Annotated in this window: 17 protein-coding genes; 12 read left to right on the forward strand and 5 right to left on the reverse strand. The window is 62.7% G+C overall.

Annotated elements, in window-relative coordinates:
- Positions 1-9: 9 nt before the first annotated feature.
- The gene (locus IB267_RS00485; protein ID WP_210335732.1) at positions 10-189 is read left to right on the forward strand and encodes an alpha/beta fold hydrolase; all 180 of its coding nucleotides are present in this window, start codon (positions 10-12) and stop codon (positions 187-189) included.
- A 74-nt stretch (positions 190-263) separates the two neighbouring features.
- On the opposite strand, the gene IB267_RS00490 is transcribed toward IB267_RS00485, so the two are convergent.
- The 5 genes from IB267_RS00490 to IB267_RS00510 all read right to left on the reverse strand — a co-directional run bounded on the left by IB267_RS00490 (position 264) and on the right by IB267_RS00510 (position 4,321).
- The gene (locus IB267_RS00490) at positions 264-1,451 is read right to left on the reverse strand and encodes a DUF418 domain-containing protein (protein ID WP_192445993.1); all 1,188 of its coding nucleotides are present in this window, start codon (positions 1,449-1,451) and stop codon (positions 264-266) included.
- A 243-nt stretch (positions 1,452-1,694) separates the two neighbouring features.
- Positions 1,695-2,351, reverse strand: coding sequence for a CDP-alcohol phosphatidyltransferase family protein (locus IB267_RS00495; protein ID WP_192445994.1), 657 nt, complete (start codon positions 2,349-2,351; stop codon positions 1,695-1,697).
- A complete protein-coding gene (locus tag IB267_RS00500; protein ID WP_192445995.1) occupies positions 2,335-2,733 on the reverse strand; it encodes a hypothetical protein in 399 nt (132 codons plus the stop codon). The genes IB267_RS00495 and IB267_RS00500 overlap by 17 nt, the downstream gene beginning before the upstream one ends.
- Positions 2,730-3,680, reverse strand: a complete 951-nt coding sequence (locus IB267_RS00505) for a phosphatidate cytidylyltransferase (protein WP_192445996.1) — start codon at positions 3,678-3,680, stop codon at positions 2,730-2,732. The genes IB267_RS00500 and IB267_RS00505 overlap by 4 nt, the downstream gene beginning before the upstream one ends.
- A complete protein-coding gene (locus IB267_RS00510; RefSeq protein WP_192447136.1) occupies positions 3,677-4,321 on the reverse strand; it encodes a lysophospholipid acyltransferase family protein in 645 nt (214 codons plus the stop codon). Before IB267_RS00510 ends, IB267_RS00505 begins: the two co-directional genes overlap by 4 nt.
- A 531-nt stretch (positions 4,322-4,852) precedes the next feature.
- Here IB267_RS00510 and IB267_RS00515 point away from each other — a divergent pair.
- From IB267_RS00515 to IB267_RS00565, 11 genes are all read left to right on the forward strand, one after another.
- A complete protein-coding gene (locus IB267_RS00515) occupies positions 4,853-5,665 on the forward strand; it encodes a class I SAM-dependent methyltransferase (RefSeq protein WP_192445997.1) in 813 nt (270 codons plus the stop codon).
- Positions 5,666-5,861: 196 nt separating this feature from the next.
- On the forward strand, positions 5,862-6,032 hold the full coding sequence (locus tag IB267_RS00520; protein ID WP_156134117.1) for a hypothetical protein: 171 nt from the start codon (positions 5,862-5,864) through the stop codon (positions 6,030-6,032).
- 180 nt (positions 6,033-6,212) lie between these two features.
- Complete coding sequence (locus IB267_RS00525) at positions 6,213-7,103, forward strand: VOC family protein (protein ID WP_192445998.1); 891 nt, start codon at positions 6,213-6,215, stop codon at positions 7,101-7,103.
- Complete coding sequence (kdsA, locus tag IB267_RS00530) at positions 7,103-7,945, forward strand: 3-deoxy-8-phosphooctulonate synthase (RefSeq protein WP_192445999.1); 843 nt, start codon at positions 7,103-7,105, stop codon at positions 7,943-7,945. Before IB267_RS00525 ends, kdsA begins: the two co-directional genes overlap by 1 nt.
- 135 nt (positions 7,946-8,080) lie before the next feature.
- On the forward strand, positions 8,081-9,355 hold the full coding sequence (gene eno / locus IB267_RS00535) for a phosphopyruvate hydratase (protein WP_034795843.1): 1,275 nt from the start codon (positions 8,081-8,083) through the stop codon (positions 9,353-9,355).
- Between the two features lie 146 nt (positions 9,356-9,501).
- On the forward strand, positions 9,502-9,822 hold the full coding sequence (locus tag IB267_RS00540) for a septum formation initiator family protein (RefSeq protein WP_192447137.1): 321 nt from the start codon (positions 9,502-9,504) through the stop codon (positions 9,820-9,822).
- A gap of 136 nt (positions 9,823-9,958) precedes the next feature.
- A complete protein-coding gene (gene pdhA / locus IB267_RS00545) occupies positions 9,959-11,005 on the forward strand; it encodes a pyruvate dehydrogenase (acetyl-transferring) E1 component subunit alpha (protein WP_192446000.1) in 1,047 nt (348 codons plus the stop codon).
- A 17-nt stretch (positions 11,006-11,022) separates the two neighbouring features.
- On the forward strand, positions 11,023-12,393 hold the full coding sequence (locus IB267_RS00550; protein ID WP_043618014.1) for a pyruvate dehydrogenase complex E1 component subunit beta: 1,371 nt from the start codon (positions 11,023-11,025) through the stop codon (positions 12,391-12,393).
- A gap of 33 nt (positions 12,394-12,426) precedes the next feature.
- Positions 12,427-13,746 (forward strand): pyruvate dehydrogenase complex dihydrolipoamide acetyltransferase, encoded by a 1,320-nt coding sequence (locus tag IB267_RS00555; RefSeq protein ID WP_371742508.1) that lies wholly within the window; start codon positions 12,427-12,429, stop codon positions 13,744-13,746.
- 66 nt (positions 13,747-13,812) lie between these two features.
- On the forward strand, positions 13,813-14,454 hold the full coding sequence (locus IB267_RS00560; RefSeq protein WP_192446002.1) for an SGNH/GDSL hydrolase family protein: 642 nt from the start codon (positions 13,813-13,815) through the stop codon (positions 14,452-14,454).
- A gap of 2 nt (positions 14,455-14,456) precedes the next feature.
- Positions 14,457-15,038, forward strand: coding sequence for a GNAT family N-acetyltransferase (locus tag IB267_RS00565; RefSeq protein ID WP_192446003.1), 582 nt, complete (start codon positions 14,457-14,459; stop codon positions 15,036-15,038).
- Positions 15,039-15,052 lie beyond the last annotated feature (14 nt).

Here is a 15,052-nt window from a genome sequence, read left to right on the forward strand (position 1 = left end):
TCCGCGCTGGTGATCACCGGCACGAGGGATGTGGTCGATCCGGAGCCAGTGCTTCGCCGTGAGCTTGGCGGGCTTCCGCCTCAGGTGCGTTTCGTCGCGTTCGAGGGCGTCGGCCATTTCTCGCCGATCGAAACACCGACCGAGGTCGCCGCAGCAATCGTGACCTTCCTGGCGATGCTCGACCTCTAGGCGGATCGGAGGCGCCGTCGGACAAGATGGCGCCTCCGATCCCAACGGACCGAGTGATGCGAAATCGATGCTCGTCAGCGCGCCTCCGCCGGGCGGCGCCATTGCGGCACGCGGCCGATGGTGATGAAGCGCAGGATCCACTCGAGCGGTCCATAGGCGAAGCGGGCCATCCACCAGCGGCTGATGAGGAGCTGGGCGGCAAAGATAACAAGCGCGATCAGCATGGTTGCCAGCGGCGAGACCTGGCCGATGAGAGAAAGGCCGTAGCCATGAAAGATCAGGGCCATGAGCAAGGATTGCATCAGGTAGTTGGAAAGGGCCATGCGGCCGGCAGGCGCCAGTAGGTTGCGCAGCCCGTGGCCGGCTTTGGATCCGAAGAGCAACATCATGCCGCCGACATAGGCGCCGGTGAGAAGCGGGCCGGTGGCGAGGCCGATCGAAAGTGCGATGACCGCGATCGGCGATTCGGGCATCTCGACGCTGACATAGGCATAGATGACGGCGCCAGGCAGGCCGACCCAGAGGCCGGTGCGAACGAGGCGCTGGAACAATGCCGTGTTCGCCTCCGGCCGCGCCAGGGTCTTGCGACGTCCGGCGATCAGGCCGAGCAGGAACATCGCCAGCGCGCACGGCGCTTGTAACAGGACCAGGATGATCCAGACCGAGTTGAGTTCCGTCAGGTGCTGACCGATGATGGCCTGCCAGTCGCCGCGGAAAGCAAGCTCGGCCGCCTCCGCAGCGGAGAGAATGGCGGACCGATCGAGCGGCACCGGATCCAGCGTGATGAGGATGCCGAGTGCGCCCCAGACCAGTGCAAGGAGAAGGACTAGCCATTTGGCTAGCCGGAAGAGGGCTGCATCGCTGCGGTTTCTGAGCATCAGGAGGGCGATGCCAAGCACAGCGTAGGTGGTGAGAATATCGCCATGGAAAAGCAGAACCGCATGGGCAAGTCCGATCAGCCAGAGGCCCATCTGTCGGCGCAAGAGCCTGGGCACAAAGGCCTCGCCGGATTTTTCCGCCGAGCGCATTTGCATCGTGAAGCTGTAGCCGAACAGGAACGAGAAGAGCAGGTAGAATTTCATCTCGAAGAACAGCGCGATCACGAAATGCACGCTGCGATCGAGGATGCCGCCGAAGGCGGGGTCGGAAATTTCCAGCCCGTAGAAGGCGGAGGCGAAGGCCATGATGTTGACAAGGAGGATGCCGAGCAAGGCAAAGCCGCGCAATGCGTCGACGTCGTCGATGCGGTCCGGGGTACTCATTCGTGTTCTCCGTTACGGGAGGCGCTATAAATTTGCGCCGTAACCGATTGAAAAATTTTGCTTTCAGGAGGCGGCGATCACGGGTCTGATCGCCGCCAATCTTGGCGCGCGCGAGCATTCGTTCATCGGTGGCGCTCACGGCGTTTAATAAATAGACTAATCTATCTAATAATTGACGTGGGCATACGTCAAGGGGCCGCGCGATGTCGCGGCGGCCTCGTTCATGATGCGTGAAGAGGGTGTTTAGCCTTTGTTGGGCGCGTTTTTCCGAAGCCAGGCAATCTGGTGGCGGGCGCGCAGAAGAGCCGTCAGCGCTGCCCCGATCGAAATCGCAAGAAGCGCGATCCACAGCACTTCGCCATCGCCGAGCCAGAGGCCTTCAAAGGCCGAAACAACGGCGGCCAGCGTCATCGTCGCCATGCGGTGCTGTTTGGCCATCGGGCCGGAGAAGTCGCTCGGCGCGCCATTGGCACGGCCGAGTTCGCGCACATAGGCGGTCAACACGCCGAAGGTGGCCGCAGCAAAACCGAGAGCCGGCACGCCGATGGCAAAACCTGCGCCGACGAAGATGAGGATGTCGGCGATGCGGTCGGGAAACTCGTTCCAGAAAGGACCGTCTGCCTCGCCCTTGCCGCCCTCGACGGCGACCATGCCGTCGAAGAGGTTGCACAGCAGGCGCAACTGGCAAAAGAGGGCGGCAGTGATGAACAGGCTCGCCCTTACGCCATCCTCGCTTTCGCCCGCGAGCCAGAAGGCAAGGCCGGCTAGGGCGGCCGCCAGCATGCTCGCCTGCGAGATCCGGTTCGGCGTGAGGTTCATCGATGCCAGGCGGCGTGCAACGGCCTGCGCCCAGCGGGTGTTGCGACTTGCGAGCGGCCTGCGGTCACCGGTCTCGGTCATGTTCGCCTCGGCTGATGGAATAGTTGTAGATGGCGGCGTAGGTGGTCGAAACCGTAAGCGGCAGCGCGATCGTTTTCAGGATCTCGGGCGTGCCGCTGGCCGCGTGGATCGCGACAAGTACGGCCGAGGAACCAAGGCAGGCGAGAAGTGGTGGCAGGACCAGGCGCCAAGCGCCGCTGAACTGCTTAGTAAGCGCGTCGATCACCGTCTTGAGATAGAGCGTCAGCAACGCCGACAGCGTCCCCTGGACGAGGCCGGCAACAAGCGGCTTCGGCATCGGGTTATGGCGGTTGGCGAAAAGCGCCCAGCCGCCCATGGCGAAAAAGGCGAAGGCCACATGAACGACGCCGCTTGATGCCAGCCCCTTCAGTTTGGCGCTCATGTCAGCGACCACCAGTAGCGCGTCAGATGGAAGAAAATCGGCGCGGAAAAGACGACGGAATCGAGCCGGTCGATGAGCCCGCCATGCCCTTCGATCAGATGGCCCCAGTCCTTGACGCCGCGATCCCGCTTGATTGCCGACATGACGAGACCGCCGAAGAAGCCCATCAGGGTGATGATGAGCGACATCAGCGCCGCTTGCGCCGGCGTGAACGGGGTAATCCACCAGAGCGAGGCGCCGATCAGGGTCGCGCTCGCAACGCCGCCGACGAAGCCCTCGACTGTCTTCGACGGCGAAAGGGTGGGCGCGATCTTGGTTTTGCCGAAGAGCTTGCCCCAGACATATTGCAGCACGTCGCTCGACTGAACGACGATGACGAGGAAGGCGATGAGGAGCACGTTGCGTCCCTCATAGCCCGGGATCTGCAGCGTGAGCAGCGCCGGCACGTGCGATGCGCAGAAGACGCAGATCATCAGCGCCCATTGCACCTCGGAGATCCGGACCAGGAAGTCGCGGGTGTCGCCGCGAAGGACCGCGACGATCGGCATCAGCAGGAAGGCATAGACCGGCACGAAGATCGAATAGATCCCGTATTGCTCGGCCCAGAGCAGGAAGTAGTTGATCGGCAGGACGACGAAGAAGGCGGCCGCGATCGCCCAGTGGTCGCCGCGGCGCGTGTTGATGAGCGTGATGAATTCGCGCAGCGCTGCAAACGAGCAGAAGGCAAAGAGCAGCAACACGCCGACCCGACCGGCAACGAAGGCGATCGCGATCAGGACCACCATCGCCCACCACGCCTTGATGCGGGCGTTGAGGTTCTCGATCGCGCCGTTCGACCCGTCAGGCGAAAGCTTCTGCTTGAGCACGTAGCCGACGCTCGACGCCAGCACGAGAATGCCGCCGACGCCGGAGAGCAGCTTGAGCATGTCCAGGCTGGCTGTGCTCATGCGCGGTCATCCGTCGATGACGGCGCGAGCGAAAGCAGCGCGGCTTCGGCACGGGCGATGAATTCTTCCTTCGTCTCCTGCGCCTTGAGGCGCATCGGCTCGCCGAAATTGACGGTGCAGATGAGCGGGATCGGCACGAACTCCCCCTTGGGCATGACGCGATTGAGATTGTTGATCCAGACGGGGACCAGCGCCACGTCCGGGCGCTTGCAAGCGAGGTGGAAGAGCCCGCTCTTGAACGGCAAAAGGCGTGCTTCGGTCTGGTTGCGTGTTCCTTCAGGAAAGAGAATGAGCGACGATCCGTCGTTGAGCACGGCCGCCATCTGCTCGACCGGTTCCTGCGTGCGCGCTTCCGGGTCGCGCTCGATCAGAACCGCGTCGAACACGTCACGGCCGATGAAGCGCGATAGCTTCGATTTCAGCCAGTACTCGGCGCCCGCGACCGGCCGGGCGCGTTCCCTGAGCCAAGGCGGTAGGACCGCCCAGATCAGCACGAAATCGCCGTGGCTGGAATGGTTGGCGAAGTAGATGCTCTGCTTTGGCGGCAGGCCGGTCTCATGCCAGATGGCGCGTGCCGCCGTCAGCGCTCGCGCAAACATCATGATGGCGATGGAAGCCAGCTTGGCCATCATCTCGCGCATCATGTGAACGTGTGCCCGACTGGAAGCCGGGCCAGCGTCCAGATGCGCCGTTTGGCGTCCCTCGGCCATGCCCGGATGCGTTGCTTGTCCTGCAAGTCGATAATCAAATGCTGCCCCTCAGCCTGCTGCCCGGCATAACTCCCGGCTGCATTGGTGAATTTTACGCAATTGTGACGGCTTCTCAAGCGGTTGAAATCATAGGCAGCATGATAACGTGCAGACCGTGCCGGATATTCGTTCGCCGGGGCAGTTGGACAAACCCGTGCGGCCGCAAGCCGCACGGCATGGACCGCGGTCCGTGTTGACCACCCGCAACCCAGCCGCTAGTGTGCGGCTTCCAGTAAGAGGAGCGTCGTCCAATGCGCCAGTAATGCCCGGTGAAAACCGAATCGCCTCAACTTCGCTTGCGGAGGGGATGGACGATGGCATTGCTGCGATCCGCATCGACGGACGAACGCCAGGGCATTTCTGCCTGCGATCTCCATTCGCCTTCATGAGCGGTCATATCAGGACAAGTTCCAGGGACCGAACATGCAAGATATTTCATCCTCCAATCTCGATATCATCGATCACAATCGCCAGGCGTGGGACCGGCAGGCAAGCCAGGACTGCGAATGGTCGCGCCCGGTCACGCCGGAGATGATCGCCGACGCCCGCAAGGGTCAGTGGCAGGCGCGGCTGACGCCCGGTGACTTGCCTGAGGGGTGGTTGCCCGACGTCAAGGGTAAGAGGATCCTCTGCCTGGCGTCCGCGGGTGGGCAGCAGGCACCGATCCTGGCTGCGGCCGGTGCCGATGTTACGGTCTTCGACATCTCCGAGGGACAGCTCGAACAGGATCGGCGCGTCGCCGAACGCGAAGGGTTGCCGCTTTTGACCGTGCAGGGCGACATGCGGGACCTCTCTGTCTTTGCCGACGAAACCTTCGATATCGTCTTTCACCCCATCTCGAACCTCTACGTTCCGGATATCCGGCCGGTCTGGCGGGAGTGCCACCGGGTGCTGAAAACAGGCGGTCGGCTGCTTTCGAGCTTCTACAATCCGATCGTTTTCGTCAGCGACCGCGATCCGGCCCATGCGGAAAAGGGCCTTATCCGCCCGGCCTACCGGCTCCCCTTTGCCGAAGCGGAGCATCTCCCTCCCGATGTCGTGCAGGCCAAGGTCGGGCGCGGCGAGGCCCTGGTGTTCGGGCATAGCCTTTCTCAGCAAATCGAGGGGCAATTGCACGCCGGTTTCCTGTTGGCCGGCTTTCACGAGGATTGGCAGCCGTCGGCTCGTTTCCTGATCGACAGGTTCGTGCCGACCTTCATCGCCACCTTCGCCATCAAGAGCGATCGTCGCCCCTGATGGAGTGAGCCCGGTGTCCCGGTCGGGCCGAAGGCTTACGCGCAACAAGAGCAACCGCAGCGGCCGGTAGGGGGCTGCGGTTGTCGAACCCGGCTTCGTCGCCGCCTATTTACCTCGCGTTACTGTTACGTACTCGCCAAAGCATCGTTTTCGTACTTTCCTGTTCACCAGCGAAACTGAAAAGGGGTCAATCCGTATGCGCTTCATCGCTTTGTTGTTCGTGCCTTTGGCGGTCGCCGTGCTGGGGCTCTCGGGTTGTGCCTCGACGTCCTCGACCAATACGTCCTACACGCAGCCCCAGACGTTCGCCCCCGGTCTCGGTGCGGGGAACACGGCCAACGCCACGACGGCGCCGGGCTACTACTGACCTTCCGGCGGCCAGCCTCCTGTCGGCAAGCATAATCCGCGGCGGGGCAGCCGGCCGCGGATGGTTCACGTTTGTGGCAACGGCCCGAGCCCGGACCGTCGATCCGCTCCCTGGCGGTGACCCGGCTTGCATTCGCCGGCCAAAAGTTGCAAACAGCGGCGAACCATCAGGGAACACGCCATGAGCCTCTCCAAGCGCACCACCCGCCCGCTCGATCACCTCGTGCTGCCGGTGGATACGCTTACCCAGGCGCGGCGCCGGCTTTCCGATCTCGGCTTCACGGTCGCGGACGATGCTCGCCATCCCTTCGGCACCGAAAATGCCTGCGTCTTTTTTGCCGACGGCACCTATCTCGAACCGCTCGCCATCGCGTCCCGCGAGGAATGCGAGGCGGCCGCACTCGACGGCAACGCCTTTGTGGCGCGCGATCAGGCTTTCCGGTTCCGCCAAGGCCCGGAAGGTCTTTCGGCGCTGGTCTTCGGCACTAAGGACGCGGCGAGCGATCATATCCGCTTTCGGGCGTGCGGCATCTCCGGCGGTGACATGCTGGAATTTTCCCGGCCGATGAAGCTGCCGGATGGCCGTGAGGGCCTGGGCTCCTTCCGCCTGGCCTTTGCCGCGGATCTTCGCGCGCCGGATCTCTTTCTCTTCAACTGTCAGCGCGTTCGCGCGCTCCCCACCGATCGGGCGGCGCTGGAACGGCACGAAAACGGTGTGATCGGCATAAGCGAAGTGGTGCTGTCGGAAGCCAATCCGACCGATTTCCAGTATCTGCTGCAGGAAGCGGTCGATGAGCGCGAGGTTTCGGCGCATTCCTTCGGCATGGATGTCGCGACCACCAACGCCAAGATCTCGGTGCTGAACGCCGCCGGCATGGAGGCCTTCTTCGGTCGCTCGGTGCGCAGTGCCGAACGGGGCTTGCGCGGGCGGGCAGTCGTCTTCCGGGTTGCCGATCTCGAAGCGACGCGGGCGCTGTTCGCCGACAACGATATCGAATTTGCAGAAATGGGCGGGCGCCTCATTGTTCCCGAAATGCCGGGGCAAGGGGTGATCTTCGCGTTTGGAGCTTGATGATGAAAACCAATGCCAGAGTCGTGGTCGGTGAGGGCGCCCGTCAGGTCGCCTTCGCACAGACCGAGAAGTTGTCGCTGATCGCTGGCCCCTGCCAGATGGAGAGCCGTGAACACGCCTTCATGATGGCGGGCGCGCTCTCGGAACTCTGCAACAAGCTCGGCCTCGGCCTCGTCTACAAGTCCTCCTTCGACAAGGCCAACCGCACCTCGCTTTCGGGCAAGCGTGGCATCGGTCTCGACAAGGCGATGGAAATCTTCGCCGACCTCAAAAAGGAATTCGGCTTTCCGGTCCTGACCGACATCCATACCGAAGAGCAGTGCGCCCTCGTCGCGCCGACGGTCGACATTCTGCAGATCCCGGCCTTCCTGTCGCGCCAGACCGATCTTCTCGTCGCAGCCGCCAAGACCGGCCGCGCGATCAACGTCAAGAAGGGCCAGTTCCTGGCGCCCTGGGACATGAAGAACGTGCTGGCGAAGTTTACCGAAAGCGGCAATCCTAATGTCATGCTCTGCGAACGCGGCGCCTCCTTCGGCTACAACACGCTGGTCTCCGACATGCGCTCGCTGCCGATCATGGCCTCGCTCGGCGCGCCCGTCGTCTTCGACGCCACCCATTCGGTACAGCAGCCGGGCGGGCAGGGCGGCTCCTCAGGCGGTCAGCGTGAGTTTGTCGAGACCCTGGCACGCGCCGCCGTCGCGGTCGGCGTTGCCGGCGTGTTCGTCGAGACGCACGAAGACCCTGATAATGCGCCGTCGGACGGCCCGAACATGGTGCATCTGAAGGACATGCCGCGGCTGCTCGAAAAGCTCCTCGCCTTCGACGCGATCGCCAAGGGCTGAGCCCCGCGACGCTTCGTGAAATTTTCATGAACCACAATGGCGCGGTTGTTTTTGCATATTGCGCGCCATTGTAATTTCGAGGCCTTGGCGTATGACAGGCCCCGACCACCCACCGTCCTCAATAGGGAAGAGATCATGACTGCAATCATCGACATCATCGGCCGAGAAATTCTGGACAGCCGCGGCAACCCGACCGTCGAGGTCGACGTGTACCTGGAAGACGGAAGCTTCGGTCGCGCGGCAGTCCCGTCGGGGGCCTCGACCGGTGCGCATGAGGCTGTCGAGCTGCGCGATGGTGGAACGCGTTACCTCGGCAAGGGCGTCGAGCGCGCCGTCGAAGCCGTCAACGGCGAGATCTTCGAAGCGATCGGCGGTCTCGATGCCGAGAACCAGATCCAGATCGACAAGACCATGATCGAGCTCGACGGCACGGCGAACAAGTCGCGCCTCGGCGCCAACGCCATCCTCGGCGTTTCGCTTGCCGTTTCCAAGGCTGCCGCCGAAGCTGCCGGCCTGCCGCTCTACCGCTACGTCGGCGGCCCGAACGCCCACGTTCTGCCGGTTCCGATGATGAACATCATCAACGGCGGTGCACACGCGGACAACCCGATCGACTTCCAGGAATTCATGATCGTTCCGGTTGGCGCCGACACGATGCGTGATGCCGTGCGCATGGGCTCGGAAGTGTTCCACACCCTGAAGAAGCAGCTCGCAGCCGACGGTCACAACACCAATGTCGGCGACGAAGGCGGCTTCGCGCCGGGTCTCGCCTCTGCTCCGGCAGCCCTCGACTTCATCATGAAGTCGATCGAAAAGGCTGGCTACAAGCCGGGCGAAGACATGTTCATCGCGCTCGATTGCGCCGCGACCGAATTCTTCAAGGACGGCAAGTACGTTCTCGAAGGTGAAGGCCGCACGCTCGAGCCGGGCGCAATGGCTGAATACCTGGCGGAACTCGCTGCCAAGTACCCGATCTTCTCGATCGAAGACGGTATGGCCGAAGACGACTGGGATGGCTGGAAGGCAGTGACCGACCTCATCGGCAACAAGTGCCAGCTCGTCGGCGACGACCTGTTCGTCACCAACTCGGCCCGCCTGCGCGACGGCATCAAGATGGGCGTTGCCAACTCGATCCTCGTCAAGGTCAACCAGATCGGCTCGCTGTCGGAAACGCTCGACGCCGTCGAGACCGCACACAAGGCACGCTACACCGCCGTCATGTCGCACCGCTCGGGCGAAACCGAAGACGCGACGATCGCCGATCTCGCGGTCGCCACCAACTGCGGCCAGATCAAGACCGGCTCGCTCGCCCGTTCGGACCGGCTCGCAAAGTACAACCAACTGATCCGCATCGAAGAGCAGCTCGGCCTGCAGGCGAAGTACGCCGGCCGTTCGATCCTGCGTGGCTGATCGCCGCCTGATTTCCGTCTGAAAATCGAACCCGCCCACACGGTCCCGTGTGGGCGGGTTTCTATTTTCCTGCCGTTCATGGTCAACGGTCGGTTAATCAATCGCCGCTAATCTGATTGCCGTACTGCGTATCAGGGCGTGAATGCATGTGGACACGGCATCATAAGAAACGGAAACTGGGACGGCTGGTGATGCCGCTGATCGCGGTCGCCTTTCTCTCCTACTTCGGCTATCATTCCATTCACGGCGGCTATGGCCTGAAGGCGACCGAGCAATTCGATCGCCAGATCGTCGAGCGGCAGGCGCGGCTGGATAAGCTCACGAAACAGCGGTTGATCCTTGAAAAGGAGGTTCAGCTGATGAGTGATGGGTCGCTGGAAAGGGACATGCTGGATGAAAAGGCTCGCCTCGCGCTCAACATGTCGCGAAGTGACGAGATCGTTATTTTTCACCGCGCCGCAAATTAACCTAAATTCAGTTAATTGAAATTTGTAAAGTAAAATCAATTGTTTGCATGGAATGTGAGCCATGCAAATATGGCATTGCTGTGTCTGCTTTCTTTCCCTATGGTAACCGCAAAAGGCTAACCATTGGGAGGAACGAATGGCTCCGCGAAAATCCGCGTCCGTTTCCAGCCGCAAGAGTGCCGCAAAGCCGGCGAAGAAAGACTTCAATGGCGGCACGTTCGCCGAATTCTCCAAACAGGAAGATCTGAGTGCTTACCGCGAAATGCTGCTGATCCGGCGCTTCGAGGAGAAGGCCGGCCAGCTCTATGGCATGGGCTTCATCGGCGGCTTCTGTCACCTCTACATCGGCCAGGAAGCTGTCGTCGTCGGCATGCAGATGGCGCTGAAAGAAGGCGACCAGGTCATCACCGCCTACCGTGACCATGGCCACATGCTGGCCTGCGGCATGAGCGCCCGCGGCGTCATGGCCGAACTCACCGGTCGTCGCAGCGGTCTTTCCAAGGGGAAGGGCGGCTCGATGCACATGTTCTCCAAGGAAAAGCACTTCTACGGCGGTCACGGCATCGTCGGCGCCCAGGTGTCGCTCGGCACCGGTCTTGCTTTCGCCAACCGCTATCGCGGCAACGACAACGTGTCCGTTGCCTATTTCGGTGACGGCGCTGCCAACCAGGGCCAGGTCTACGAAAGCTTCAACATGGCGCAGCTCTGGAAGCTGCCGGTGATCTACGTGATCGAGAACAACCGCTACGCCATGGGTACCTCCGTTTCGCGCGCTTCGGCACAGACCGACTTCTCGCAGCGCGGTGTCTCCTTCAACATTCCCGGTTTCCAGGTCGACGGCATGGACGTGCGTGCGGTCAAGGCTGCCGGCGACGAGGCTGTTGAGCATTGCCGTTCGGGCAAGGGTCCGATCATCCTCGAGATGCAGACCTATCGCTATCGCGGTCACTCGATGTCCGACCCAGCGAAGTACCGCTCGAAGGACGAAGTGCAGAAGATGCGCTCGGAGCATGACCCGATCGAGCAGGTGAAGGCGCGTCTGACCGAAAAGGGTTGGGCGAACGAGGACGAACTGAAGCAGATCGACAAGGACGTCCGCGACATCGTTGCCGACAGCGCCGATTTTGCCCAGGCCGATCCGGAGCCGGATGCATCCGAGCTCTACACCGACATCCTGCTTTGATCCGGGGAGGGACAAACATGCCAGTAGAAATTCTTATGCCTGCCCTTTCCCCGACCATGGAGGAAGGCACGCTCTCGAAATGGCTGAAGAACGAGGGCGACAAGGTCACTTCCGGTGACGTCATTGCCGAGATCGAGACCGACAAGGCGACGATGGAAGTCGAAGCTGTTGACGAAGGCACGATCGGCAAGCTCTTGATCGCTGCCGGCACCGAAGGCGTCAAGGTCAACACCCCGATCGCCGTGCTGCTGCAGGACGGCGAAGGCGCAGGCGATATCGCCGCTCCGAAGGCCGAAGCACCGAAGGCAGCTGCTGCCGAAGCGCCGGCCGCTTCCGCGCCGGCTCCGGTTGCAGCCCAGCCGAAGGTCGAAGTTGCCGCTGATCCGGCGATCCCCGCCGGCACCGAAATGGTCACCATGACCGTTCGTGAAGCGCTTCGTGACGCGATGGCCGAAGAAATGCGCGCCAGCGACGACGTCTTCGTCATGGGCGAAGAAGTCGCCGAATACCAAGGCGCCTACAAGATCACCCAAGGCCTCTTGCAGGAATTCGGTGCACGTCGCGTCATCGATACCCCGATCACCGAGCACGGCTTTGCCGGCGTCGGCGTCGGCGCTGCCATGACCGGTCTGCGCCCGATCGTCGAGTTCATGACCTTCAACTTCGCCATGCAGGCGATCGACCAGATCATCAACTCCGCTGCCAAGACGCTCTACATGTCCGGTGGCCAGATGGGCGCGCCGATCGTCTTCCGTGGCCCGAGCGGTGCCGCTGCCCGCGTGGCCGCCCAGCACTCGCAGTGCTACGCCGCCTGGTACAGCCATATCCCGGGTCTGAAAGTCGTCATGCCCTACACGGCCGCCGACGCCAAGGGCCTGCTCAAGGCTGCGATCCGCGATCCGAACCCGGTCATCTTCCTCGAAAACGAAATCCTCTACGGTCACTCGTTCGAAGTGCCGAAGCTTGACGATTTCGTTCTGCCGATCGGCAAGGCCCGTATCCACAAGGTCGGCAAGGATGCGACGATCGTCTCCTTCGGCATCGGCATGACCTACGCCGTCAAGGCAGTTGCCGAACTCGAAGCGCAAGGCATCGACGTCGAACTGATCGACCTGCGCACCATCCGTCCGATGGACCTGCCGACGGTCATCGAATCCGTCAAGAAGACCGGCCGTCTCGTCACAGTCGAAGAAGGCTACCCGCAGTCTTCCGTCGGCACCGAAATCGCGACCCGCGTCATGCAGCAGGCCTTCGACTACCTTGACGCTCCGATCCTGACGATCGCCGGCAAGGACGTGCCGATGCCTTACGCCGCGAACCTCGAGAAGCTGGCGCTTCCGAACGTCGCAGAGGTTGTCGATGCGGTGAAAGCCGTTTGCTACAAATAAGGGGAGGGCCCTTCGATGCCTATCAACATCACAATGCCTGCCCTCTCCCCGACGATGGAAGAAGGCAATCTGGCCAAGTGGCTGGTCAAGGAAGGCGATAAGGTCAAGTCCGGCGACGTGATCGCCGAGATCGAGACCGACAAGGCGACGATGGAAGTCGAAGCTGTCGACGAAGGCACCGTTGCCAAGCTCGTCGTCCCCGCCGGCACCGAAGGCGTCAAGGTCAACGCGCTGATCGCCGTCCTCGCCGCCGATGGCGAGGATGTCGCTGCCGCCGCCAAGGGCGGCAACGGCGCGGAAGCACCGGCACCTGCCGCCAAGGCCGAAGCGCCTGCACCGGCAGCGCCGAGCGCTCCGGCTGCGGCTCCTGCCGCTGCACCGGCTGCAGCCCAGCCGGCCAAGGCTGAGGGCGGCGCCCGCGTCTTCTCTTCGCCGCTCGCTCGTCGTCTGGCCAAGGACGCCGGTATCGACCTTTCGGCGATCGCCGGTTCGGGTCCGCATGGCCGTGTCATCAAGAAGGACGTCGAAGCTGCCGTTTCCGGTGGCACCGCGAAGCCCGCCGCCGCACCGGCCGCCGGCGCTGCTGCTCCTGCAGCCGCTCCGCTCGCCAAGGGCCCGTCGGACGAAGCCGTTCTCAAGCTGTTCGAGCCGGGGTCCTACGAACTCGTGCCGCATGACGGCATGCGCAAGACGATCGCCAAGCGTCTCGTCGAATCCAAGCAGACGATCCCGCACTTCTACGTGTCGGTCGATTGCGAACTCGACGCGCTGCTGGCGCTGCGCGCACAGCTCAATGCCGCTGCTCCCGAGCAGGGCGGCAAGCCGGTCTACAAGCTCTCCGTCAACGACATGGTCATCAAGGCCCTGGCGCTGGCACTGCGCGACGTTCCGAACGCGAACGTTTCCTGGACCGAAAGCAACATGGTCAAGCACAAGCACGCCGACGTTGGTGTTGCCGTGTCGATCCCCGGCGGCCTGATTACCCCGATCGTGCGCCAGGCGGACCTGAAGAGCCTGTCGGCCATCTCCAACGAGATGAAGGACCTCGGCCAGCGCGCCAAGGACCGCAAGCTGAAGCCCGAGGAATACCAGGGCGGCACCACTGCCGTCTCGAACATGGGCATGATGGGCGTCAAGAACTTCGCCGCCGTCGTCAACCCGCCGCACGCCACGATCCTGGCGATCGGTGCCGGCGAGGAACGCGTCGTCGTGAAGAACAAGCAGATGGTCATCGCCAATGTCATGACCGTCACGCTCTCGACCGACCATCGCGCCGTCGATGGCGCGCTCGGCGCCGAACTGCTCGGTGCCTTCAAGCGCTACATCGAAAACCCGATGGGCATGCTGGTCTGAGTTGGATAAGGACCGGCCTTTGGGCCGGTCCGTTCCTTTTCGCGTAGTCGAAGGCGGGCCCGGACGATGAAAACAGTTCTCTGCTATGGCGACAGTCTGACCTGGGGCTATGATGCTACCGATGGCGGGCGTCATGCGCTTGCCGATCGCTGGCCAAGCGTATTGCAGAAGGCACTCGGCCCGGACGTCCAGGTCATTGCCGAAGGGCTGAACGGCCGCACCACCGCCTATGACGATCATCTCGCCGATTGCGACCGCAACGGCGCCAAGGTGCTGCCGACGGTGCTGCACAGCCACGCCCCGCTCGATCTCGTCATTCTGCTGCTCGGCGCCAACGACATGAAGCCGATCATTCACGGGACCGCGTTCGGTGCCGTGCAAGGGATCGAACGTCTCGTCAGCCTGGTGCGCCGGCATGATTGGCCGGTCGCTGGCGAAGAAGGCCCGGAGATCCTGATCGTATCGCCGCCGCAGCTCTGCGAAACGGCCAATGCCGGGTTTGCCGCCATGTTTGCCGGCGGCATCGAACAGTCGGCGATGCTGGCGCCGCTTTACCGTGACCTCGCCGACGAACTCGATTGCGGCTTCTTCGACGCTGGCTCGGTGGCGGAGACCACGCCGCTCGATGGCGTACATCTCGATGCGGAAAATACGCGAGCGATCGGCCGCGGCCTGGAACCGGTCGTGCGGATGATGCTCGGGGTCTGAGAATGGTCGGGGGCGTCACCATACGTCCGGCGGAAAGACGTGAGGCGGCGGAACTCGCCATCCTCGTCGACATCGCCGCGCATGGCTTTGCCTCCTGGCTTTGGTACGGCGCGGTTCAGCATGGGGTGACGGATACGGCCTTCGAGCGCGGCCGTAACAAGCTGCGCGAAGAGCCCGGCCCGGGGAATTGGCGCGATGCGCTGGTTGCCGAGATCGATGATGAGGTTGCCGGACTGTCGGTCGGCTATGGGATCGGGCCGGAAGCGGCTGAGATTACGGCCAGGCACCCGGTTCTCGAGCCCCTGCTGGCGCTGCAGAGGCAGATCGTCGGGCACTGGTTCATCGAGAGCCTCGGCGTCTATCGCCATCAGCGCGGTCGCGGGATCGGCAAGGCGCTCTTGGCAAAGGAATTCGAACGCGCCGGATCGGCGCCGGTGAGCCTGATCACCGAAAGCCACAACGTGAGGGCGCAGGCACTATACAGGGCAAACGGCTTCGGCGAGGCAGCGCGCGTCGAAGCGGTTCCGCTCTTTGAGGAAAGCAAGAAACACGACTGGGTGCTCTTCACCCGCAAGGTCGCTTGAGACAAAGGCAGGAA

The sequence above is a fragment of the Ensifer sp. ENS09 genome (assembly GCF_014852425.1).
GTDB lineage: Bacteria > Pseudomonadota > Alphaproteobacteria > Rhizobiales > Rhizobiaceae > Ensifer.